Consider the following 25,593-nt stretch of genomic DNA (forward strand, 5'->3'; position numbering starts at 1 on the left):
TTAAAGAAGTAATAAAAATTAAAACAGTTTATAACAATGAAAAAATATAATTTTAAATTATTATTCTACAGCTTTGGAGTGCTTTCAATAGCCTTTTTAAGTAGTTGTAATGATTTTCTGGATAGAGCCCCTTTGGATCAGGTGACACCAGAGGTGTATTTAAATGCAGAAGATCAATTGGCAGCATATGCCATCAATCAATATGACTTTCCAACTCATAGTGGATGGGGAAATGGTACCTTTAATTACGATAACCATACCGATAATCAAGCTACATCGGGCGTTAATGCACGTTTCTTACCAGGTGAGTGGCGTGTTGGTGAAAATGGTGGTTCATGGAGTTTTGGACAAATACGCCAGTGTAATTATTTCTTGGGAGATGTTGTACCAAAATGGAAAAGTGGAAGCATCGCTGGTAATCCTGAAAATATAGAGCACTATATCGGAGAGGTGTATTTTTTACGTGCTTATGAATACTTCAACAAGGTTCAAGCAATTGGTGATTTTCCTATTATTAAAAAAACCTTATCGGACAATGAGGAAGAGTTAGTTGAAGCCTCTAAACGTCGTCCACGTAACGAAGTAGCTCGCTTTATTATTGCTGATTTAGATTCAGCAATAATGCTTATGAACAATTCACCTGTAGGGGGCAATAATCGTTTAACAAAGGTAGCCGCACAGTTATTTAAGTCACGTGTAGCTTTGCACGAAGGTACTTGGTTAAAATACCATAAGGGTACTGCACATGTTCCGGGTGGTCAGGGATGGCCTGGTGCCAATGCCGATTATTTAAGTGGCTTTACAATTGATATTGATGCTGAAATAGATTTCTTTTTAAACGAAGCACTTACAGCTTCAAAAGCCGTTGTTGATGAGGCTAGTTTAGCCACAAATAATGGTGAATATGGAGGCTTAGAAATCTTTGATAACCCTTATTATAAGATGTTTGCATCAAATGACATGACAGATTTTGGTGAAGTTTTATTCTGGCGTTCATATGATGTTGAGGAGAATGTATATCACCAAAACCAACATTATTTGCAGAGAAATGGAGGCAATACGGGTTATACAAAGGGTTTTGTTGAAAGCTTTTTGATGGAAAATGGCTTGCCAATATACGCTGCGGGATCGGGTTATCAAGGAGATGCCACTGTAAATGTGGTTAAAGAAATGCGCGATGATCGCCTGAAACTTTTCATGAAAGCACCTGGTGAGCAAATTACAGATGTTAATGTTGAAGAGTATCCTGATATAACTGGTATTCCTGAAGTTAAGTATGTAACGGGTTATGCTGTTAAAAAAGGTGTAAATCGTGATGATTCTCAAGGTGATGGTTCTGGCAGTTACACCGGCTCAATTGTGTTCAGAGCTTCAGAAGCTTATTTAAATTATATGGAGGCTTACTATGAGCTTAATGGATCGTTGGATGCAACGGCTGAAAATTGCTGGAGAGCATTGCGAACTCGCGCAGGTGTAGCTTCAGATTTTAACGTTACAATTGCATCAACCGATATGTCCATAGAAGGACAAGGAGACTGGGGAGCTTATTCAGCTGGTACATTAATTGACGCAACCCTTTATAACATTCGTCGTGAACGTCGTTGTGAATTGGTTGCCGAAGGACATCGTTATAGAGATATTAAGCGTTGGAGAAGTCTTGATCAATTACAGAATTACCAGATAGAAGGATTTAACCTTTGGGGTGGAGCTATGGAAGATTGGTACATTGATGATGAAACAGGAGAATCCATATTAATACCAGAAGGAACTGACGGTAAAACGCCTAATGTTTCAAGTCCAACGAATAGCAATTACTTAAGACCGTATCAAATTATTAAAACTAATAACTTAGCCTATGATGGCTATAATTGGCACAATGCTCATTATTTATCACCTATTGCTTTTGAGCATTTCTTACTGACAAGTAATGGTGATGTTAGTAGTTCTGTGATTTACCAAAATCCATCTTGGCCAATTGAAGCCAATGGGCAACCGATAGATTAATGATTAATTTCTAGTTAAATACTTTAGGGGTACTTCATTAATATGGGTGGGGTACCCTTATCTGCTGATGTTAAGTTAATATTGACTATTAAGTGTACTTTTATTTATAGAGTAAGTTTTAATACTCAAGAACAGGTTGATTTAGTTTTAAGCACTAAGTGTAGTTAATAATTGAATGAAAATATGGAAAGTAGTCACTTAACAAATGTGGACATTTTAAAGGAAAAGGTTTCTTTTTTTGGTATCAACACAAAGATGATTGAATGTATTTCTTTTTTTGATGAAGATGGTCTAACAAAATGCTATCAGGAAGATTCAATAAAAGACTTGAGCATTATGTTTTCAAATACTGAGCTTTTTGCAATTGTTAATATGAAAGGTGGAAGAACAGTCGTTGTTTTTCCTGATGAAATTATTTTTTAACAAGTTTTCTCTTTGCAATTTGATTCGTTTTTTTTAATAGAAATGAGAAAGTATGATAAGAATTGATATGTATATACGCTGGAATTATTGTGTGTTTGTGGATTTTTAGTGAAAGTAAATTCAGAGACTACTGAATAAGAAACAATGGATGATAAAAAATTATCTTAATGTATAAATGAATTAAATTAACATATGAAATATATTTTTCTTTTTATGTTTCTGGTTTCTATGAATGGTATTTTTTCACAACAACCCTATCAGGCAAACTGGAAATCCATCGATACAAGACCCGTCTCACCTTGGTTTCAGGATGCTAAGTTTGGAATATTTATTCATTGGGGACCGTACTCTGTTCCAGCCTGGAGTCCTAAAGGCACCTACTCTGAATGGTATCAGTATTGGCTACAAAGCAAAACCCTTTTTGGAAACGGAAAATTTAGTGGATCAGAAGTGTATGATCACCATGTTCAAAATTATGGACAACATTTTAGTTATTACAATTTTGGCGAAATGTTTACCGCCCGTGATTTTGATGCTGACGAGTGGGCTCAATTATTTAAAGATGCAGGAGCCAAATACATGGTAATAACTTCAAAACATCACGATGGTTATTGTCTCTGGCCAAGTAAAGAGGCAAATACTTCATGGGGCTTTCCATGGAATGCAAAAGACACCGGCGCCAAGCGCGATCTTTTGAAAGAATTAGAAGTAGCAGTGAAAGAAACAGATGTGAAGTTTGGAACCTATTACTCGCTTTACGAATGGTACAACCCTTTGTGGTTAAAGAATAAGGAAGAATATGCAATTGAGCATATGCATCCTCAATTTAAAGATTTGGTTGAGAATTATAAACCTGATCTTATCTGGTCCGATGGTGATTGGGATATGGGACCGGAGAAGTGGAAATCGCCTGAGTTATTGGCATGGTTATTTAATGAATCAGTTGTAAAGGAGGACGTAGTTATTAATGACCGCTGGGGAAAAGGTAGTCGTTTTAAGCATGGTGGTTACTTCTCCACAGAATATCAGGACGGACTCGATGGATCGCATCCTTGGGAGGAATGTCGGGGTATTGGTTTTTCTTTTGGCTATAATATTAATGAGGATATCATTGACTATGCATCAGCTAGAATATTGATATATATGTTGTTAAATGTGGTTAGTAATGGTGGTAATCTCTTACTCGATATAGGTCCTGATAAATACGGTAATATTCCACCCATAATGCAAGATCGATTATTGGCTATTGGACAGTGGCTAAAGGTAAATGGCGAAGCCATATACGGAACACGCAAGTGGGAGCGAGTATGTCAGTGGTCAGAAAAGGGTAAAAAGAATTGGAAACCAGAAGGCACCCATTATTTACCCGCCGATTTTATACTAAAGCAAACCATTGATCAACAGCCAGGATATGCTGTTAAAGAAATATTTTTCACAAAAAAAGAAAACACTGTTTATGCCATTGTTCCAAAGTGGCCTAAAGATGAATTGCTTATCAGGGATTTAAAACTAAATGGTAAAGCAAAAATTACTTTGTTAGGCACAGATATAAATATGGAATACATACAAAAAGGTAAGAATGTGATCATTAAAACACCTCACCTTTCACCTGAAGAATTGCCCTGTGATTATGCTTATGTTTTTAAAATACAACAGTAAATATTTATTAACGAAACTATGATAATGACAAGTAGACTTCAAGCGTATGTTGTTTTTGGATTTTTAGCCGCATTTCTTTTAGTATCATCTTGTGTTAGTGTTGAGAAAAAAGAACAACCAAATATTATCCTTTTTTTGGTTGATGATATGGGTTGGCAGGACACATCAGTTCCATTCTGGACAGAAAAAACACCTTATAATGAAATATATAACACGCCAGGAATGGAACGGTTGGCTTCTGAAGGGATGATGTTCACTCAGGCTTATGCCACTTCAGTTTGTTCACCAACCCGTATTAGTTTAATGAGTGGGATGAATGCAGCCCGTCACCGTGTGACAAACTGGACACTCAAAAGAAATGTATCCCAGGATGGGAAGAGTAAAATACTTGATTATCCGCAATGGAATGTGAATGGAGTGCAAGCTACCGATACAATCGAACGATCAACTCATGCAACATTGCTACCACAAATATTAAAGAATAATGGTTATTATACGATTCATTGTGGAAAAGCTCACTTTGGTGCTGTTGGTACACCAGCAGCTGATCCGGTTAACTGTGGTTTTGATGTGAATATAGCAGGCCACGCTGCTGGAGGATTAGGTAGTTATTTGGGGACAAAGAATTTTGGAAATAAAGAGCAGGGGGCACATACATTACCATGGGGAGTGCCTGGTTTGGAAAAATACCATGGCGATTCAATATTTATTACTGAAGCACTGACACGCGAAGCTATACAAGCTATGAATGTTGCCCATCAGAAAAATAAGCCATTCTATCTATATATGTCTCATTATGCAATTCATGTTCCCTTGGAAGCGGATAGACGCTTCTATCAAAAATACATTGACAAGGGCTTACCTGAGTCTGAGGCCATGTATGCATCTATGATTGAGGCCATGGATCAAAGCCTTGTTGATCTTATGAAATACCTCGATAGTGAAGGAATAGCAGAGAATACGATTGTGCTTTTTATGTCTGATAATGGCGGGTTTAGTTTACACCCAAGATCTGGTAAACAACATACACATAATAAACCATTAAACAGTGGGAAAGGTTCAGCCTATGAAGGCGGTATACGGGAGCCTATGATTGTGAAATGGCCTGGTAAAGTTAGGCCTAAAACTAAATGTGATGATTACTTAATTATTGAAGATTTCTACCCAACTATCCTTGAAATGGCCGGGGTTAACGATTATAAAACTGTTCAGCCCATTGATGGTAAAAGTTTTGTGCCCATGCTAAAAGGAAAGGGAACTACAGCAAGAGAGAGGGATCTGTTCTGGCATTTTCCAAATAACTGGGGGCCGACAGGACCTGGTATTGGCGCAACAAGTACGATTCGTAGTGGAGATTGGAAATTAATATACTGGTATAAAGATCAGAGTTATGAATTGTTTAATATTCAGGATGATATTGGTGAATTGTCTGATTTGGCAGAGCAAGAACCTGAAAAAGTAAAAGAGTTAAGTAAGAAACTAGGTAACTATTTACGTAGTGTTAATGCTCAGCGACCAATATTAAAATCATCAGGGCAAAAAGTACCATGGCCCGATGAAACATTATAACTTGATCAAAAACATTTAAATAAATATAAAGCATAAGTGATGAATTGGAAGTTTTTTATTTTGGTTTCGATTGTAAGTTTATCTGCTTGTACAATAGAGAAAGAGCGTTCTTACGAAAAGCTCCTGGCATTTGAAAAAGGGACAGACTTGGAAGAGAAAGTAGTAAAATCAGCGCATGTTGTACCTACAAAACAGCAGCTAGATTGGCAAAAGCTGGAGATGACAGCCTTTATTCATTTTACAGTAAACACTTTCACCGATATGGAATGGGGACATGGAGATGAATCACCTTCTATCTTTAACCCAACAGAGTTAGATGTTCGTCAGTGGGTTAAAACCTTAAAAGATGGCGGGATGAAAATGGTTATTTTAACTGCCAAACATCACGATGGTTTTTGCCTGTGGCCGACTAAAACAACAAAGCATTCAGTAGTATCTACACTATGGAAAGATGGGAAAGGCGATGTGGTAAAAGAATTGAAGGAAGCTTGTGATGAGTTTGACTTAAAGTTTGGAGTATATCTTTCTCCTTGGGATCGTAATGCCGAATGTTATGGTGACTCACCACGTTATAACGATTTTTTTAATGAGCAATTAACCGAACTTTTAACATGGTATGGTAAAGTAGATGAAGTTTGGTTTGATGGAGCTTGTGGTGAAGGTCCCAATGGAAAAAAGCAGGAGTACGATTGGGAATCATATTATAATACAATAAAAAAGCTACAGCCTGATGCTGTGGTTGCAGTCAGTGGTGAAGATGTACGCTGGGTTGGTACCGAATCAGGTTATGGGCGCGAAACAGAGTGGAGTGTTACTCCTTTTGCTCCCGGAGCTACTCCTCAAATGCAAGCCATTAATGATGAGTTGGGATTGTCGGCTACATCTAAAGATTTAGGAAGTCGAGCTATGATTGAAAAAGCGGATCACCTCTTTTGGTATCCGGCGGAAGTAGATGTGTCGATTCGTCCGGGCTGGTTCTATCATAAACATGAGGATGATAAGGTGAAATCACTGACTAAAATGGTTGATATCTATTTCAATTCGGTGGGTATGAATGCTGTATTGTTATTAAATATTCCACCCGATACCCGTGGTTTAATTCACGAAAATGATGTTGCTCGATTGAAGGAGTTTAAAACCTACCTTGATGAAACATTTGAGAATAACTTATGCGCCGGAGCTCAGGCACTAGGAGATAAAAATGCAAATAAAGCAATTGATGGTGATTATGACACATATTGGGAATTGAATGAATTACCGGCAAGCGTTGTTTATGAGCTACCAGAGGCTAAGAAGATGAATGTTGTAATGCTTCAAGAGTACATTGCCAAAGGCCAGCGTGTTGAACGTTTTAAGGTAGAAGTTAAAATAGATGATAAATGGCAAGAAGTAGTTACAGGTACAAGCATTGGATATAAGCGCTTATTACGATTTCCAAGTATTACATCTAAACAAATAAAATTGACCATTCTGCAAGCCAGAGATGGTGCTATGATAAATACCTTTGGCTTATTTAACTCCCCCGATATACTGTCTGACCCTATAATTAGTCGATCTCTTGATGGTGAAGTTAGCATTGTTGCCGAAACACCTCACCCGGTAATAACATATACTTTAGATGGTAGTGAACCAAGTGCTGAATCAAAAGTATATACAAAACCTTTTGCATTGCCTAATGGTGGTACGGTAAAGGCTAAAGCGTTTATACAAGACTTTAAAAAAGCGAGCGGAACAAAATCGCAACAATATGATATTTGCAAGGCCAAATGGAGTGTGATTGATTATAGTTATAAAGCAGGTGATTTTGGAGCTGAAAATGCCATTGATGGAAACCCAAATACAATGTGGCATACTCCATGGGGACAGGATGTTCCTAAACACCCTCACCATATAAGTGTCGATTTGGGTGAAAAACTAGCCTTGAAAGGGTTTACTTATACACCACGTACAGATGACAACAAAAGTGGAACGATTTTTAAATACGCTTTCTATGTGAGTAACAATGGTAAAGACTGGAAGAAAGTAAAAACGAAGGGTGAATTCAGTAATATCAAGAATAATCCTGTGAAACAAGAAATACGCTTTCAACGATCATATTCAGCTCGATACTTTAAGTTCGAAAGTAAAGAAGGTATTTATAATGAGGACTGGATCGCCGTTGGTGAATTGGGCGTAATTACTAAGTAAAACATACGTAGTAAGGGACAATTAAGTGAGGTTGTTTTATTAATTTTTTGACATAGAACTTATACTTATGAGAACACGAGAATTATTAATTCGTATAGCTTTATTACTGCCGCTGTTTATTGGTGTTGGCTGTGGGAAAAGTGATTCAGAACCACGTAAAGGCCAAACCAACGCGGTGTTTAATCCCGATAAAACCTATGGCGTTATGACCGATATTGATGGGAACGAGTATCGCACCATACAAATAGGAAACCAGGTGTGGATGGCCCAAAATCTGCGCTCAAAACACTTCCGTAATGGCGATCCAATAGTGGCTCATCCCGACGGCGATTGGTACGCTATTGAAGAACCTGCCTATTGTGCAGTAAATAACTGCAAACACATCGACAGCATCGCCACCTTTGGTCTGCTGTACAACGGTCATGTGGTGGCCGATGCGCGACAAGTTGCTCCCAAGGGCTGGCGCATCCCTACAAAAGAAGACGTATTTGACCTGATAAGCCATCTAAATACTGATGAAGGCATTACATACGATTGGGGCAATACTATTGTGGGTGGCATGTTGCGTGAGGCGGGCTCCCTACACTGGCAGCCTTCCAATGATGGAGCAGACAATAGTAGCGGACTCTCCCTGCTACCAACAGGCATCCGCCAGAGCGAAATGTTCTTGGGAACAAATAAAATGACTACTTTATATACATCTAGCTTATTTGATGAGAAAAATGAGAATTCTAGGGGATTTCTTACGTATCGTACTTATGCTTTATCTCTCCAAATCAGTATTAATTCCACTCCTCCAATTACTAGTGGATGTTCAATACGTTGTATCAAGGAATAAAAAGTTAGAATCATTAAAATATACAAGAATAAAGATGAAAAAACCTTTAATATTATTGGTAACGGTAGTTTTTTTAATTACTGGCTGTAGGAATAATGTAGAGAATAGCAATACCGTGGGTGGGCAATCAGCTATTAAGCCTCTAACTCCATTAATGGGTTGGGCGAGTTGGAATCAATTCAGGGTTAATATCAATGAAGACATCATTAAGTCGCAGGCCGATGCATTGATTACAACCGGGATGAAGGATGCGGGATACACCTTTGTGAATATCGACGATGGCTTTTTTGGCGGTCGCGATTCTTTAGGTAATATCATTCCTCATCCTACCCGATTTCCAAATGGAATGAAGGCAGTAGCAGATTATATACATAGTAAGGGACTGAAAGCAGGTATTTATTCCGATGCAGGAATAAATACCTGTGCCTCTTATTGGGATAAAGATACTATTGGTGTTGGTATGGGTTTGTTTGGTCATGATAGGCAAGATTTAACATTAATGCTGCAAAAATGGGGATATGATTTTATAAAGGTAGACTGGTGTGGCGGTCAGTGGTTAGGTTTGGATGAGCAAACAAGGTATACCCAAATATCCAATTTAATTAATGAGATTAAACCAGGTACCATTTATAATATTTGTCGTTGGGAGTTCCCTGGTACGTGGGCTATAAATATTGCTGATTCGTGGCGTATATCAGGTGATATTGAAAACAAGTTTGAGTCAATATTACACATCATCGACAAAAATGCAGATCTATGGAAGTATGCATCTCCAGGGCATTTCAACGATATGGATATGTTACAGGTTGGGAGAGGTATGAGTTTTGAAGAAGATAAGGCTCATTTTTCAATGTGGAGCATACTAAATTCTCCTCTTATGGCAGGTAACGATCTACGTAGTATATCGCGACAAACTCTGGCAATTCTGACCAATAAAGAAGTAATTGCCTTAAATCAGGATCCGTTTTGTTACCAAGCTCGCCGCCTAATCGATCATGGCGAATTAGAAGTGTGGGGTAAGCCTTTGGTATCTACAGTGAGTGGCCAGGTGGCAGTAGCATTACTCAACAGAACCGACACAATGCAATCCATTGAATTTGATTTGGAGTCCGTAGGAATTGATTCGGGTAAAGGCTATAAGTACCGCGACTTATGGAAGAAAGAGACGTCACAAAGCCTTCGTGATTCTAGCCTTTGTTTTGATGTTCCCGGTCACGGTATTGTGTTATTACGAGTTGATGGCCATTCGAAGCCATACAATGTTTATGAATATAACTAGTAAGTGAAAAAAAATAATGTGATGAGGTATCTTTTTTTAGTAATAGGTTTTTTGTGTTTTGTTGATGTTTCTGCAACTCATCAACCGGAATTTTCAACAGCCGGTTTTTTTCAGTTGGCTAATACTGGGCGTGATGTTTATTCTATGAATGTGGCATGGCGTTTTCATAAAGGGCAACAGGAAAGTGCTTTTCAAAAAGATTTTGATGATAGCCAATGGAATGTTGTAGCCGTACCACATGGTATTGAGTATTTACCTACCGAAGCGAGTGGTTGTATAAATTATCAAGGTGAGGTGTGGTATCGCAAGCATTTTGAAGCTGACAAACAACTAAAAGGTAAGAAACTGTTTTTGCACTTTGAGGCTATCATGGGAAAATCAAAAGTGTGGATTAATGGGCATTTGGTAAAAGAATACTTTGGTGGATTTTTGCCTGTTATTGCTGATATAACTCAATATATCAATTGGGATGGTGATAATGTAATTGCTGTTTGGGCCGATAATAGTAATGATCCTTTGTATCCTCCCGGTAAAGCTCAGGAAGTATTGGATTTTTCTTATTTCGGAGGAATTTATCGCGACTGCTGGTTAGTGGCTCATAATAAGGTGTATTTAACAAATCCTAATTATGAGAATGAAGTAGCAGGCGGAGGACTTTTAGTAGCCTTCAATAATGTGTCGGAGCAAAAAGCTGATATCGAGCTAAAAGCACATTTGAGAAATGAGTTAAAGTCAGGATTCAGAGGTACAGTTAACTATGAATTGATCGATAAGAATGGACTAGTTGTGGCTTCAAATAATGCTGCACTAAAAGTTAAGGGTCAATCAGCCGGTTCTACAGCACAAACTATAAATATTGAAAAGCCTCACTTATGGTCGCCCGACTCACCTTATTTATACCAATTACATGTTCGTATAAAGGATGACAAAGGAAATGTAGTGGATGGATACCGCAAACGAATTGGTATAAGAAGTATCGAGTTTAAAGGGCAAGAAGGCTTTTGGCTCAATGGCAAACCTTATCCACAACCAATGATAGGTGCTAATCGTCATCAGGATTTTGCTGTTTTGGGTAATGCTTTACCAAATAGTTTGCATTGGCGCGATGCCAAGAAATTGCGCGATGTAGGCATGAAAGTAATTCGTAATGCCCATTATCCTCAAGATCCGGCCTTTATGGATGCTTGTGATGAATTGGGATTATTTGTTATCGTAAATACTCCGGGGTGGCAGTTTTGGAATAAAGATCCAATATTTGAAAAGCGTGTTTATTCAGATATCCGAAATATGGTACGTCGCGATCGTAATCATGCCAGTATTTGGCTTTGGGAGCCCATTTTAAATGAGACCTGGTATCCTGATGATTTTGCAAAAAACACACGAAATATTGTTGAAGAAGAATTTCCATACCCTAATTGTTACTGTGCCTGTGATGCTGAAGCACGAGGTAATGAGCACTTTGATATTTTATTTGGACATCCACAAACAGGTGACACCAATTGGGCATTAGAACACTTAGATCCAAATAAAACATACTTTACGCGTGAGTGGGGAGATAATGTCGATGATTGGAACTCACATAATTCACCAAGCCGTGTTAATAAATCCTGGGGTGAGCAAGCCATGTTAATTCAAGCTAAGCATTATGCCTTTCCTGATTATAAAAAAACCTGTTTTGATGCTTTGTACCGAACAACGCGTCAGCATGTGGGAGGTACTTTGTGGCACTCTTTTGATCACCAACGTGGTTATCATCCCGATCCATTTTATGGCGGTATTATGGATGTGTTTCGCCAGCCGAAGTATTCATATGAATTATTCAAAGCACAGCGATCTCTTTTAAATAGTGATCTTATTGCTGAAACTGGACCAATGGTTTTTATTGCTCATGAAATGACGCCTTTCTCATCTCCTGATGTCACAGTCTACTCCAATTGTGATGAAGTGCGCTTGCAGGTTTTTGAAAAAGGAAGGGAATACACCTATACAAAAGAGAAGAAAGAGCAAGGAATCCAAAGTCCTATTATTGTTTTTAAAGACGTGTATGACTTTATGGATGATAAAGCCTTGTCGAGAGGCAGAAAGCAAAACGAAGTGTATATGCAAGCCGATGGATACATCGATGGAATAAAGGTAACAAGCCACCGTATTGAACCTGCTCGCCGCCCTGAGAAAATAATGCTCTGGTTGGATAATGAGAAGGTGGATTTAAAAGCTGACGGTTCGGATTGTGTAACTATAGTTGCCGCTATTACTGATAAGAATGGAAATATCAAACGCTTGAATAATTATTTTATCAAGTTTGAGATAGAGGGCGAAGGTCAGATTGTAGGCAATGAATCAGTATTGGCTAATCCACGACCAGTTAACTGGGGCACAGCACCTGTACTAGTGAAGGCTTCAGTACAAGCAGGAACAATAAAGGTACAGGCATCTGTTTTGTTCGAGGGCAGTCAGACGCCAATAAGCGCAGAGCTTGAGTTTTCAAGTGTTTCAAGTACCGATAAGCTTTTATACTCTTCCGAAGAGTGGAGTGAAAAGCAAAGTGTTGTGGTCCCAGATTCTTTACCTAATATGGAGCTTAATACAGAAATGAAAAAGGAACTTGAGCGGGTTAGGAAAGAGTTGAATAATTTAAAACTTAAAGAAGTAGAGCGTCAGCAAGAAGCGTTTGGTGAGAAGAAAAAATAAATAAGAGTTAAAATTACGAGATATGTATTTAAGAAATTTAATTACCTTTTTAATATTATTTGCTTGTCTGAAAGTCGTGGCAAATCAAAGTGTGGATATTATTCCAAAACCTGTTTCATTGCAAATGTATTCAGGTAGTTTTGAAATAACAGAAAAAACTTCGATACAATTTAATTCACGACAGACAGAATTAGAACAAGCAGCCCATTTTTTGTCTGATGCTATTGAATCTATTTCGGGTATTCAATTATCATTTAATGAGGAAACAGAACATCAGATTCAATTAAAATTGACTTCAGCAAATATGCTTGGAGATGAAGGCTATAATTTGAATGTTTCAGCAGATGGAATTGTATTAGAAGCCAACGCTAAGGCTGGTGTAATTTATGGAATGCAATCTATTTTACAAATGTTGCCTGCAGTACGAACCAATGCAAAACTTATTATTCCATGTCTGGCAATTGAAGATTATCCAAGATTCAAATGGAGAGGTATGCATTTAGATGTGAGTCGTCACTTTTTTGGTCCGGACGTTATTAAGCAATATATCGATTTAATGGCCTCTTATAAGATGAATGTGTTTCACTGGCATTTAATAGACGATCAAGGTTGGCGTATTGAGATCAAACAATACCCTAAATTGACCGATGTAGGCGCCTGGCGTGTTGATTATAATCATTTAGTTTGGGATAAGCGACCACAAGCTAAACCGGGTGAAGAACCAACATATGGAGGTTATTACACACAAGAGCAGATAAAAGAAATAATTAACTATGCAGCTGAGCGTAATGTTACCATTGTACCCGAGATTGAAATGCCAGGGCATATAGCGTCTGCCATTGCTGCTTACCCTGAGTATTGTTGTACACAAAAGCCACAATTACCTTTAACAGGAGGAAACTATACCAATATGTCATCGAATTATTGCGCTGGTAACGATGCCGTTTTTACATTTCTTGAAAATGTATTAAACGAAGTGCTTGAGCTGTTTCCATCGGAATATATTCATATTGGAGGCGATGAGGTTAATAAAAACTCATGGAAAAAGTGTGAGCTTTGTCAACAACGAATGAAGGACGAGAATTTAAAAGATGAGAATGAGCTACAAAGCTATTTCATAAAACGCATTGAGAAGTTCCTGATTAGTAAAAATCGTAAGATGATTGGTTGGGATGAAATTTTAGAAGGTGGTTTGGCTCCTGAGGCAACGGTAATGAGCTGGCGTGGTGAAGCTGGTGGTATCGAAGCGGCTAAAATGGGACACGATGTTGTAATGACTCCTGGTAAACCTTGTTATTTTGATCACTATCAGGCTGGGCCTACAGGTGAACCTCTGGCAATAGGTGGTTTTAATACCTTAAAAACGGTTTATGATTATGAACCTATTCCTCATGAATTATCAACTGACAATGCCCATTTTGTTTTAGGTGCACAGGGTAATGTGTGGACCGAATATATGACTACGGTTGAACACCTTGAATATATGGTTTTGCCACGTATGGCTGCTTTAGCTGAAGTCGTGTGGACGCCTAAGTCTAATAAGGATTGGGATAGTTTTAACAAACGTATCAATAGTCAATTCAATGCTTATGAGCAAAAGGGACTTAACTTTTGCAGAGGAAATGCAACAGTGGCTTTTAAACCAATTTCACACGCGGGTAATCTATCAGTTGAAATGTCAACTGAAGTATTAGATGGTGAGATCGTATATACACTGGATGGTCAGGATCCAACTCTAAAAAGCAAAGCTTACAATGAAGCTATCAAAATTAATTCAACCGCGGTTTTGAAAGCCTCAGTAATAGCGAATGGGGTTGTGGTTGGAACAGAACCATCGAGTCAAAATTTTGTGATGCATAAAGGAATTGGTTGTGATGTTCTTTATACCAATCCGGTTAGTACTTATTATCTAGCGGATGGTCCAAATTCATTGACAGATGGTATACGTGGAAACGGAACAGTAGGTAAATTTTGGCACGCATTTAACGAAAATGATCTGGTTGCCACACTCGATATGGGTGAGATCAAATCAATTTCTGATATTAAGCTTGGTTGTTTACAGAAGTATAGAGATTGGATTTTTATGCCTAAGGAAGTGGTTTTTGAAGTATCTGTTGATGGAAAGAAATTTAAGGAAGTTGGTAGAGTTGTAAACCCGATTGATGCAAATGAAGCTGAACTCGTATATGATTTTAAAACTTTCTTTAAAGCTAAGAAAGTTAGGTATGTGCGGGTTATAGCTAAAGCTAATGTGTGTCCTCCGGGGCATAATGGAGCAGGTAAGCCATCTTGGATTTTTGCGGATGAAATAATGATTAAATAACTGAAAAAATGATGAATTTAAACAGTGTAGTGGTGTTAATAGTATCCATAATGTTATCGGCATGTAACTATAGCGAAAAGCGTGTTTCTTCTGTGTGGGGTAAGCAAGGGTTTAATATACCAATTGTTGACCTCAATCAGGAAAAGCAAATGCAGGTGATAGTGGATAAGGAAGCCGGACAATATTTAGGTCACCCTACAACTGTTTTGCTGGAAGACAACAAAACCATTTTGTGTGTTTATCCTAAGGGGCATGGCAAAGGGGGTATTGTATATAAAAAATCAAGTGATGGTGGATTGACTTGGTCCGATCGTTTGCCCACTCCCGAGAGTTGGGCTACTAGTAAAGAAGTACCAACATTATACCAAACCGTGGACAAGGATGGTATTTCTCGTTTGTTGTTGTTTAGCGGTAGCCAGGATTATGTTGGAGGTGCTATACGTATGTCAGTTTCAGAAGACCAGGGAGAAAGTTGGAGTGAGTTGGCATCGATTGGCGATTACAAAGGAATTGTAGCCATGGCTGATTGTATTCCGCTTCGCACAGCGGGACATTATCTGGCTACCTTTCATATCCGTGGGCCAGAGAATTCAATGATTCTTTATCAGGTATATAGCGAGGATGGTGGACTAAACTGGGGTGATCCTGAAGAAATATACCGCTCTTCCATAGCACATTTATGTGAGGGAGGATTGGTTTATAGTCCTGACAGCTCTGAAATTGCCATGCTATTGCGTGAGAATGCAAAAAATTACAACAGTCAAATCATGTTCAGTAATGATGAAGGTAAGAGTTGGAGTGCACCCAAACCAATGCCTGGCTCGCTCTGTGGCGACCGACATCAGGCCATCTATTTACCCAATGGCAGGCTGTTGGTGCAGTTTAGAGATATAACACCTTGGAACAGACCTGGAAATGAGCATAGTCCTACCGAAGGCGACTGGGTTGGCTGGGTTGGTACTTGGGATGACCTGAAGCATGGGTATGAAGGCCAATACAGAATTCGTTTTAAGGATAATAAAAAAGGTGGGGATGCCGCCTACCCAGCTGCGGAACTGCTGCCTGATGGCACTCTTGTATGTACTGCCTATGGGCACTGGGATAAAGGAGAGGAGCCATATATCCTAGCTTTTAGGTTTGAAATTGAAGCTTTGGATCGGATAAAAAACAATAGGGAGTAATAAAGTAGTTGATGCGGTTAATGATTAAACATCACCAACTAATTGAGCCCTAATTTGGCTACTGAGATAATATAGATTAATTGAAACATCATTAATGAAAAATATAATCACTTATGACTACTAAAAAATATTTTATTGTTTTATTGATTAGTCTTATTGGATCAGTAGGTTTGGTGGGATGTACACAATTATCAAGTTCATCCGATTCCATTGCGTTAATTGATGATAGTCAGTCAAATATATGTATCGTTCTTCCCGAAAATAGTGAGGGAGTGCTTCAGTTTGCAGCTACTGAACTGCAGGAGTATTTGTATAAGATTTCGGGCGTGAAAGTGCAGGTTGTCAACAAATGTTTAGAGGGACTCATCCCGATCAAACTTGGTGTTGTTACAGATGATGCAATAAATGTGGATGCCTTCACTGTCTCTGTGAATAAAGAAAAACTTACGTTACTAGGTCAAAATCAACGGAGTGTGCTTTATGCCGTATATGCTTTGTTAGAGAAGATAGGGTGCATGTGGATATATCCGGGCGAAGCAGAGGAGCATATTCCTGCTTTGACAACCGTATCTCTTCAAATCGGGGAAAAGTATGAAAAAACATCGGTGGAACATCGTGGTTTAGGCTTATACGAGTTACATGGTGAAACGGTTGACCTGGGTGCCGATATGATCGATTGGATGGGTAAGAATAAACTTAACCTATTAATGACATCGGAAGATCGGATCGATGAAATTGGGACGCAATGCATGCATTGGCCTGAAGTAAAGGATGTGTTGTATCCAGAGTTGATGAAGCGAGGAATGTTACTTGAGTTGAGCGAACACATGACACACGTTTACTTCCCACCATCATTGGGTAAAGAGCATCCGGAGTGGTTTGCTTTAGTCAATGGAAAACGTAGTGGAACCGGTCAGGTTTGTTTTTCAAATGAGGAAGCAAGCGAATTTTTTGGCGATCGTGTTGCTGAATATGTTGGGCAGCACCCCGAAGCTGATATTGTAGGTACTTGGCCGTTGGATGGCGGAGGGTATTGCGAGTGTGAAGGGTGTAAAGACCCATTAACAATATACAAGGCCATAAGTAAGGTGGCTAAAAAAGCTGCTAAAGTTAATCCAAAAACCACCATTGAGTTTCTGGCTTATGTTGATCAAACCTTTAGTGCCCCCGAAGGATTGGAGATACCTGAGAACCTGTCGGTATTAATGTGTGACCGCCTGGATGATAATGCAAAGCGATGGTCTGAACTATTGGATGAGAATGGAAGTCAAGGCCAATATTATTTCGAATATGTGCTTGGCGATAACTACAGGTGGCGTACTAATGTTTGGATGATTCCTGGTTATGGCCCTTGGCTGGAGCGTAAAGTGGTTGACACTGGCTTTAGAGGTGTCGTGTCATTATTCTTGCCTATCCGTAACTGGTGGCGTTCAGCATTTAATAATTATTTCATGGCAAAAGCCTACTGGAACTCTGATTTGGATGTTGATCTGGAGTTACGTAATTATTGTGAGGCCTATTATGGTGAGTTATCTGATGATATATTTGAAGTGCTGAATGCTATCCGCTTCGATGTTCAGAACAATTATATGATGGAGGCTTATCATTGGGAAATAATTCATCCTATGGAAGGAGCAAAAATAGCTAAGCATGAAGATGGTTATCTGATGTCGCAACAGTCATGTGATAAGGTAATTGATCAACTTCAGTTATTATTGAGCAAAACAAGTGATGATAAAGTCAGTGAACGGATATGTCGCTTACAATCCTATCTTGAGTATTTCAAAATTTACTATCAGGAACGAACCGTTGATGGTAAGGCATATCCTAAAACAGACAATAGTGTAGTGCCTAATAGTTTATTGGAATATTCAGAGCAACATCCAATTGATAAGGATGGTGTTAATATGAATCCGGAGTTCATCAAATGGCGTTTTGAACGCTTTCATTGGTAGGAATATGTAGCAACTATAATTCGGATTAGAAATATAAACTTAAAAATATATGAGAGTTTTAATATTACTTTTTTTTATTTCATGCATACATGCAACACAAGGGCAAACCCCCAATCATATCTTGGAAAATTACCGACTCCATTGGAACGATGAATTTGAAGGTGTCTCCATCGATACTCTTAAATGGAAGTATAGGGATACTGGTAAATTGCGAAAGAAAGGGGTGGTTTTTGAAGAGAATTGTTTTGTAGATGGTAAGGGGCATTTAATAATAGGGGTGACAAAGGTTGATAGTACCTATAGAATAGGTCAGATAGGGTCGCAAAACACTTTTCAAACGAAGTATGGCTATTTTGAGTGTAGGGCAAAAATGAACCAGCAGCTAGGACCTCATATAGCATTTTGGTTGCAGTCACCTACCATTCATCAAGAGCACGATAATCCTGGTGATTTTGGAACCGAGATAGATGTTTTTGAATACCATATTGCTGAGGGGCTCGACTATGTATACCATAACTTGCATTGGAACGGATATAAGAAAAAGCATAAAAGTACTGGTACAAGAGTACTGGTCGACGATGTCCATAATGGCTTTCATACTTTTGCACTTGAATGGACAGAGCAGGAGTACATATTTTATGTGGATGGGATCGAAACATGGCGAACGAAAGAGGCAGTTTCTCACATAGCCGAATACATGATTTTAAGCGCAGAGCTAACTGGCTGGGGAGGTGATTGTGAGAAAGCTGATTTTCCAGATCAAGTTATATTTGATTACGTGAGAGTATACAAAAAAAGTAAATGACTTTAAAAATGAACTTCAAATGACAGCAAGCTATTTTTTAAAATTTATTCTTCTAAGTTTAATGGCGGTTTCTATAACAGCCTGTTCAAATGTGAAGAAGGAACAATCACCTAATATTATTTACATACTGGCTGATGACCTAGGATATGGCGATTTAAGTTGCTATGGGCAAACGCGGTTTTCAACTCCTAATATTGATAAGCTGGCTGAGCAGGGAATGCTTTTTACGCAGCATTATTCCGGCAGTACTGTGTGTGCGCCATCCCGTTCAGCACTCATGACAGGCCAACACACAGGACATACATATATCCGTGGCAATAAAGAGCGCCGACCCGAAGGGCAGCATCCATTGAATAATGAATCATTTACCATTGCGGAAATGCTGAAACTAAAAGGCTATGCTACAGGGGCATTTGGTAAGTGGGGTTTAGGTTATCCTGGTTCTGAAGGAGATCCCAATCAGCAAGGATTCGATACCTTTTTTGGATACAACTGTCAAATGCTTGGACATCACTATTATCCGTATTTCTTACGTGATAATCAGGATAGTCTGGTTTTAGAAGCTAATGTAGGTTTGAATTGCGAAGTATATGCACCGGAGCTTATACATGATAAAACACTTGACTTTATCGAACAACATAAAGATGAGCCATTCTTTTGCTATGTACCATCTATTATTCCTCATGCCGAGTTATTGGCTCCAGAGAAATACATGGCTATGTATAGGGGGAAATTTGAACCGGAGCATCACTATAAAGGACTTGATGAAGGTCCGGGTTTTCGAAAAGGAGGATATTGCTCACAAGTGGAATCACATGCTGCTTTCGCTGCTATGGTTCACCTATTAGACGAACAAGTTGGAGAGATAGTGGCTAAGGTGGAAGAACTTGGGATAGCTAAAAATACACTTATTATATTTACTTCTGATAATGGACCACATAAAGAAGGTGGTGCTCAACCCGATTATTTTAACAGTAACGGTCAATTGAAAGGATATAAACGCGATCTATATGAAGGGGGTATTCGCGTTCCATTTATTGCATCCTGGCCAGGAATGATTAAGAAAGGAACAGTAAGTCATCATATTTCTGCTTTTTGGGATATGATGCCAACGTTTGCCGAATTAACAGGATATGAAAGTAAGACTAACGATGGAATATCGATGTTGCCAACCTTATTGAGTAAAGGTGAGCAAAGGCAACATAATTACCTCTACTGGGAGTTTCATGAGTTGGGAGGTAGGCAGGCCATACGTAATAGGAAATGGAAGGCTGTGAAATACAATGTTCTAAATCCTGATAAAACAAGTTTAGAGCTATATAATTTGGAAGATGATATAAGTGAATCTTTTAATATTGCATCGCAGCACCCGGATATTATAAAAAACATGAAGATTCTTTTTGAAGAAGCGCATACTGAATCTGCAGTATTTGATTTTAAACCATAAGTTTTACCTCTAACTATTACAATTATGAAAATTAGTTATTTGATTGCACTCTTGGGGATAGTAATGAGTACTCAGGCATCTCAAATCAATCCCGAAGGTCTCAATACTCAACACCACGGCAGGAACAGAGCCCAGGTCAACAAATCAGTTGATGGTAATATCTCGTTTAAAGGTGAAACCCCAGTACTAAAATCCTCGACTAATGTTACTGACTATGGTTTTCAGCCTGATTCGCACAAAAATGCAATGGTTGCATTGCGTAAAATGCTGGAATCACTAAAAGGTCAGAAAGATATTAACCTGGTATTTCCAAAGGGACGCTACGATTTTTGGCAAGATAAGGCTTTTGAAAAAGAGATCTATATCGCCAATCATGCTGATGAAAACCCCAAGAAAATTGCCTTTCTGCTGGAGGGCTTCGAGGGAATCACCATCGATGGTCAAGGCTCAGAATTTATCTTTCATGGAGAAATGATTCCGTTTGAGATTATAGATTGTAAGAATGTCTCACTCAAGAATTTTTCTATCGATTGGGAGCGTCCAACCTTCTCACAAGGTTCAGTTGTGAATATCACCGATAAGTTCTTCGATATTAAATTCCTTGAAGAGGCTAAGTTTGAGATTCGCAACAACCGTATCTTTTTCTATGGAGAAGGGTGGGGACAATTCGGTGGCTCACTTCAGGCACACGATGGTGAAACAGGACGTATAATCTACTGCACTGCCGACGGCGGAGGAATTGATGGAAATAGCCTTGGTGATAAGCATGCTGAGAAAATAGGTGAACGTACAGTGAGAATTCAATACAAATTGCCTTCCTATTATAAAAAAGGCGATGTCATTCTTTCTCGCCACTTAGATCGTAACAACCCAGGCTTCCACATCTATCGGTCAAAAGATACTTCGCTGGAAAATATTGACCTTCATTTTGCCTGTGCCATGGGTGTTATTGGTCAACGCAGTGAAAATATCACTTTGAGTAATTTTCGTGTCAAAGCTTCAAGGGGGCGTCGAATTACAACTTATGCCGATGGAACTCATTTTGCTGGTTGTAAAGGCATAATCACAGTTGAAGATTCACACTTTGAATACATGTTCGATGATGCCATTAATATTCATGGTACATATGTTCAAATTCAACGAAAAATAGGATCGAATACGCTTTTGGCAGATTTTAAACACGAACAAGCCAAAGCCTTGGATAATGCGGGGCCTGGCGACAAAGTGATGCTTATCGACAATGAAACCATGCTGCCATATGCTACGCTAACAGTGAAGAACTTCAGGAATATTGATCTTTGGCAAATGGAGTATGTATTCGAAGAAGAAATCCCATCGCGCATGAAAGCCAAAGACGGGATAGAGAATATTACCTGGACACCAGAAGTTATTTTTCGTCGCAACACAGTACGTAACAACCGGGCTCGTGGCATGCTTTTTAATGGTGCCGGGAAAATGTTGGTAGAAGACAACTACGTACAAACATCAGGTTCAGCCATTCTTGTTGCCGGTGATTGTAATTATTGGTTTGAATCCGGCCCAGTTGGTATTCACGGGCCATTGATCATTCGTAACAATGTATTCTATGCTTGCCTGACCAATAAATATCAATTTACCCATGCTCAAATCTCTATTGACCCTGTGATTCCGAAAACAGCTCTCGGTGGTGATTGCTACCACAAAGATATCTTCATCGAAAATAACGTCTTTAGGGTTTTTGATGCACCTATTCTTTTTGCTCGTTCAGTTAATGGTCTTCACTTCAAAAATAACACCATTGAGCAAATTAAGTCCTTCAAGCCATGGCATTACAATCCGCATATGTTCAAAGTTGAGGCTTGTAAAAAAGTGGAAATTAAAGATACAAAACTCATAGGCAAACCTTTGGCAAAGGACATTAAATTGATACGTACTGCCAGAGAAGAGATTTCTGAGGATATGGGCTTAGAATTCAAATAATATTTAAAATATCAATAATTAAATTATGAACAACAAACTAAAATTACTGATTATTGCCGTGGCAACTGCTTTTATAGCATCGTGTACAACAAACAAGTGTCAAGAGCAGCCAATTGAGATTATTCCTTACCCAAATCAACTGGTAGCGGGTGAAGGTTGTGTTGATCTATCTCGTGGTTTTAAAGTTATTGGTGAAACAATTCACTTAGGGTACCTTACCGCTGAATTAAGTAAGCAAGGTATTTCGGCAGGTAAAGGAGCTAAAATTGTATTTGAATCCGCAGAGGAACCAAATAATTTAGGCGAAGAAGGATATCGTTTCGTAGCAAAGAAAAAAACAATAACAATTACAGCCAATGGTGATAGGGGGCATTTTTATGGCATTCAAACCTTACTGCAAATGGTGAATGGAGCAACGGTTGTGGCTGTTGAAATTGAAGATGTACCTGCATTTGGCTGGCGTGCCTACATGCTTGATGAATCTCGCTATTTTCATGGCGAAACATTCGTTAAACAAGTGCTTGACCAAATGGCAATGTTAAAAATGAATGTCTTTCACTGGCACCTTGTTGATGATGCCGGATGGCGCATCGAGATTAAAAAATACCCATTACTTACCGAAGTTGGAGGTAAAAGAGCCGATTCGGAGATTGGTACATGGAAAAGTGGTAAAACATCGGGAGATGCTCATGAAGGGTTTTATACCCAGGAGCAAATAAAAGACATTGTAAAATATGCCGCAGAAAGAAACATTACTATTGTTCCTGAATTTGAGATGCCAGGGCATTCAAGTGCCGCAATTGCCGCATATACATGGTTGGGGACAGCAGGTAAAGATATTGAGGTTCCGGTTAAATTTGGCCGTCATTACGATAATTATGATATTACAAAGCCTGAAGTAGAGCAATTTGTAAAAGATGTACTAAACGAATTGTTTGAGTTGTTTCCTTCGGAAGTCATCCACATTGGTGGCGATGAGGTTGGTTACAGAGTATGGGAAGAATCGAAGCATGTGCAACAATACATGAAAAAGAATGGCATAAATACGCCTGCCGATTTACAGATTGCTTTTACCAATAAAATATCAAAATTCATCGAGAGTAAGGGACGACGTATGATGGGTTGGAACGAAATTATGGGGATCAATATTCATAAAGATTTTGAAGAGAAAAAGGTTGATATGGAAGCTGAAACAGAACTAGCTAAAAACGTAGTTGTTCATTTCTGGAAAGGGGACATTAATCTGATTACCGATGCCGCACAAAAAGGTTATAGCATAATTAATTCCTTGCATACTAATACTTATTTGGACTATGATTACGGAAGTATTGACCTAAAAAAGGCATATGGATTTAACCCAATTCCTGATGATTTGGATGAGCAATACCATAAAAACATATTTGGCTTGGGCTGCCAGATGTGGAGCGAATGGACGCCGACCAATAAGCATGTTGAACGTCAAACGTACCCTCGTATAGCGGCTTATGCCGAAGTAGGATGGACGAATAAAGACAATAAAGATTATACCAGGTTCCGGAAATCAATGGATAACTTGACCCTTATTTGGGATAGGCTATATATAACATACGGACCGTTGGATGCCAAGAACTAGCTTATATCGCTGATTGATAAGATATTTCTTTATATAAAATATGAATAAGGTATTTTAACCTATATGAGGGATAACTATGATGAAGACACTATTCAGAAACTTTCTTTTGATAATAATTGCTTGTGGGATTTTTACAGCATGTCAAGATAATAGAAAAAAGGAAAAAAAAGAATCTACTATAAAACCGAACATCGTCTTTATTTATATGGATGATCTAGGTTATGGGGATGTTAGTGCTTACGGTGCTAAAGACATACAAACCCCAAATATTGATAAACTGGCAGATGGAGGAGTTCGATTTACAGATGGACATTCCTCGTCAGCAACTTGCACTCCCAGTAGATATGCATTACTAACTGGAGTATATCCCTGGAGGAATAAAGATGCTAAAATTCTACCAGCAACAGCACCTTTGCTAATTGATACAATGCAACTAACATTGCCAAAAATGTTACAAGAAAAAGGTTATTATACGGGTATTGTTGGTAAATGGCACCTTGGTTTAGGAAGCGGACATACAAACTGGAATCAAAGAGTTACACCAGGACCTAACGAAGTAGGGTTTGATTACTCTTATATTATGGCTGCAACACAAGACCGAGTGCCAACGGTTTATATTGAAAATAGCCTTGTGGTTGGTTTAGATCTTAATGACCCTATTGAAGTAGATTATGTAAATAATTTTGAAGGAGAACCAACCGGAAAAGACAATCCGGAATTAGTTACTATGAAATGGCACCATGGGCATAATAATAGCATTGTAAATGGTGTTCCAAGAATAGGGTTCATGAAGGGTGGGAATTCGGCCAAATGGAGCGATGTAGATATGGCAGATCATTTCTTGTTCAAAGCGAAACAGTATGTAATAAATCATAAGAATGGGCCGTTTTTTCTATATTATGCTATGCAGCAGCCACACGTGCCGCGTACACCACATCCGCGTTTCGTTGGTAAAACAGGATTAGGGCCCAGAGGTGATGTTATTGCCGAAGCAGATTGGTGCATAGGCGAGTTTATAAATACACTTGAAAAAGAGGGCTTATTAGAAAATACCTTAATTGTATTCACGAGTGATAATGGCCCTGTTTTAAATGATGGGTATTATGATGATGCGGTTGAAAAACTTGGAAATCATAATCCTAATGGTATACTTAGAGGTGGGAAATATAGTTTATATGAAGCTGGTACGCGTGTCCCATTTATTACTTATTGGAAAGGGAAAATTGAACCGCAGGTTTCGGATGCGCTGGTTTGTCAGATTGATTTGCTTTCTTCACTTGCCAGTCTTGTTGGAAGCGTCAAGAAAGCTAAGGATAGCGAAGTATTACTAGATGTTTTTACAGGAAAAAACCAACAAGGCAGAGATGAGCTTATCATAGAGGCAAGCACAAAGACGGCTTTACGAAAAGGAAAATGGCTTATGATACCACCGTATAATGGAGTAGCTAAAAACACACAGGTTAATATAGAACTGGGCAATAGTAAAGAATATCAGTTATACGATTTGAATGAAGATATTGCTCAACAAAACAATCTGGCTAAGAAGAATCCTGAGAAACTGGATGAAATGCTTAGCGTTTTTAATATCATTTGTGGAAAGAAATAATTTATAAATAATAAATTGAAAATAAAATAGAGAAATTGATTGCTAATGTTGTGAC

Annotated in this window: 16 protein-coding genes; all 16 read left to right on the forward strand. The window is 38.6% G+C overall.

Features of this window, described 5'->3' with window-relative positions; translation table 11 throughout:
* Positions 1-36 precede the first annotated feature (36 nt).
* The 16 genes from ACRD7B_RS04050 (at position 37) to ACRD7B_RS04125 (ending at position 25,538) form a co-directional block, all read left to right on the forward strand.
* Positions 37-2,004, forward strand: coding sequence for a RagB/SusD family nutrient uptake outer membrane protein (locus ACRD7B_RS04050; protein WP_430823191.1), 1,968 nt, complete (start codon positions 37-39; stop codon positions 2,002-2,004).
* A gap of 183 nt (positions 2,005-2,187) precedes the next feature.
* Positions 2,188-2,427 (forward strand): hypothetical protein, encoded by a 240-nt coding sequence (locus ACRD7B_RS04055; RefSeq protein WP_430823192.1) that lies wholly within the window; start codon positions 2,188-2,190, stop codon positions 2,425-2,427.
* 192 nt (positions 2,428-2,619) lie between these two features.
* Positions 2,620-4,086, forward strand: coding sequence for an alpha-L-fucosidase (locus ACRD7B_RS04060; RefSeq protein WP_430823193.1), 1,467 nt, complete (start codon positions 2,620-2,622; stop codon positions 4,084-4,086).
* Positions 4,087-4,110: 24 nt separating this feature from the next.
* Complete coding sequence (locus tag ACRD7B_RS04065) at positions 4,111-5,655, forward strand: sulfatase (RefSeq protein WP_430823194.1); 1,545 nt, start codon at positions 4,111-4,113, stop codon at positions 5,653-5,655.
* A 39-nt stretch (positions 5,656-5,694) separates the two neighbouring features.
* Entirely contained in the window at positions 5,695-7,842 is a 2,148-nt protein-coding gene (locus ACRD7B_RS04070; RefSeq protein ID WP_430823195.1) for an alpha-L-fucosidase, read from the forward strand.
* Between the two features lie 67 nt (positions 7,843-7,909).
* Positions 7,910-8,680: a fibrobacter succinogenes major paralogous domain-containing protein gene (locus ACRD7B_RS04075; RefSeq protein ID WP_430823196.1), complete on the forward strand. Its 771-nt coding sequence runs from the start codon at positions 7,910-7,912 to the stop codon at positions 8,678-8,680.
* 34 nt (positions 8,681-8,714) lie between these two features.
* Positions 8,715-9,959: a glycoside hydrolase family 27 protein gene (locus ACRD7B_RS04080; RefSeq protein ID WP_430823197.1), complete on the forward strand. Its 1,245-nt coding sequence runs from the start codon at positions 8,715-8,717 to the stop codon at positions 9,957-9,959.
* A gap of 21 nt (positions 9,960-9,980) precedes the next feature.
* Positions 9,981-12,650, forward strand: a complete 2,670-nt coding sequence (locus ACRD7B_RS04085; RefSeq protein WP_430823198.1) for a glycoside hydrolase family 2 protein — start codon at positions 9,981-9,983, stop codon at positions 12,648-12,650.
* A 22-nt stretch (positions 12,651-12,672) separates the two neighbouring features.
* The gene (locus tag ACRD7B_RS04090; protein WP_430823199.1) at positions 12,673-14,973 is read left to right on the forward strand and encodes a glycoside hydrolase family 20 protein; all 2,301 of its coding nucleotides are present in this window, start codon (positions 12,673-12,675) and stop codon (positions 14,971-14,973) included.
* A gap of 8 nt (positions 14,974-14,981) precedes the next feature.
* Positions 14,982-16,154, forward strand: a complete 1,173-nt coding sequence (locus ACRD7B_RS04095; protein WP_430823200.1) for a sialidase family protein — start codon at positions 14,982-14,984, stop codon at positions 16,152-16,154.
* 113 nt (positions 16,155-16,267) lie between these two features.
* The gene (locus ACRD7B_RS04100; protein ID WP_430823201.1) at positions 16,268-18,109 is read left to right on the forward strand and encodes a DUF4838 domain-containing protein; all 1,842 of its coding nucleotides are present in this window, start codon (positions 16,268-16,270) and stop codon (positions 18,107-18,109) included.
* A 49-nt stretch (positions 18,110-18,158) separates the two neighbouring features.
* On the forward strand, positions 18,159-18,914 hold the full coding sequence (locus ACRD7B_RS04105) for a glycoside hydrolase family 16 protein (protein WP_430823202.1): 756 nt from the start codon (positions 18,159-18,161) through the stop codon (positions 18,912-18,914).
* 19 nt (positions 18,915-18,933) lie between these two features.
* Entirely contained in the window at positions 18,934-20,361 is a 1,428-nt protein-coding gene (locus ACRD7B_RS04110; RefSeq protein ID WP_430823203.1) for an arylsulfatase, read from the forward strand.
* A gap of 24 nt (positions 20,362-20,385) precedes the next feature.
* Positions 20,386-22,320, forward strand: a complete 1,935-nt coding sequence (locus ACRD7B_RS04115; protein WP_430823204.1) for an alpha-1,3-galactosidase-related protein — start codon at positions 20,386-20,388, stop codon at positions 22,318-22,320.
* A gap of 25 nt (positions 22,321-22,345) precedes the next feature.
* Entirely contained in the window at positions 22,346-23,932 is a 1,587-nt protein-coding gene (locus tag ACRD7B_RS04120) for a beta-N-acetylhexosaminidase (protein ID WP_430823205.1), read from the forward strand.
* 76 nt (positions 23,933-24,008) lie between these two features.
* Entirely contained in the window at positions 24,009-25,538 is a 1,530-nt protein-coding gene (locus ACRD7B_RS04125; protein WP_430823206.1) for a sulfatase family protein, read from the forward strand.
* The last annotated feature ends 55 nt before the right edge of the window (positions 25,539-25,593 follow it).

This window comes from Carboxylicivirga fragile (assembly GCF_050589805.1).
GTDB classification, from domain to species: Bacteria; Bacteroidota; Bacteroidia; order Bacteroidales; family Marinilabiliaceae; genus Carboxylicivirga; species Carboxylicivirga fragile.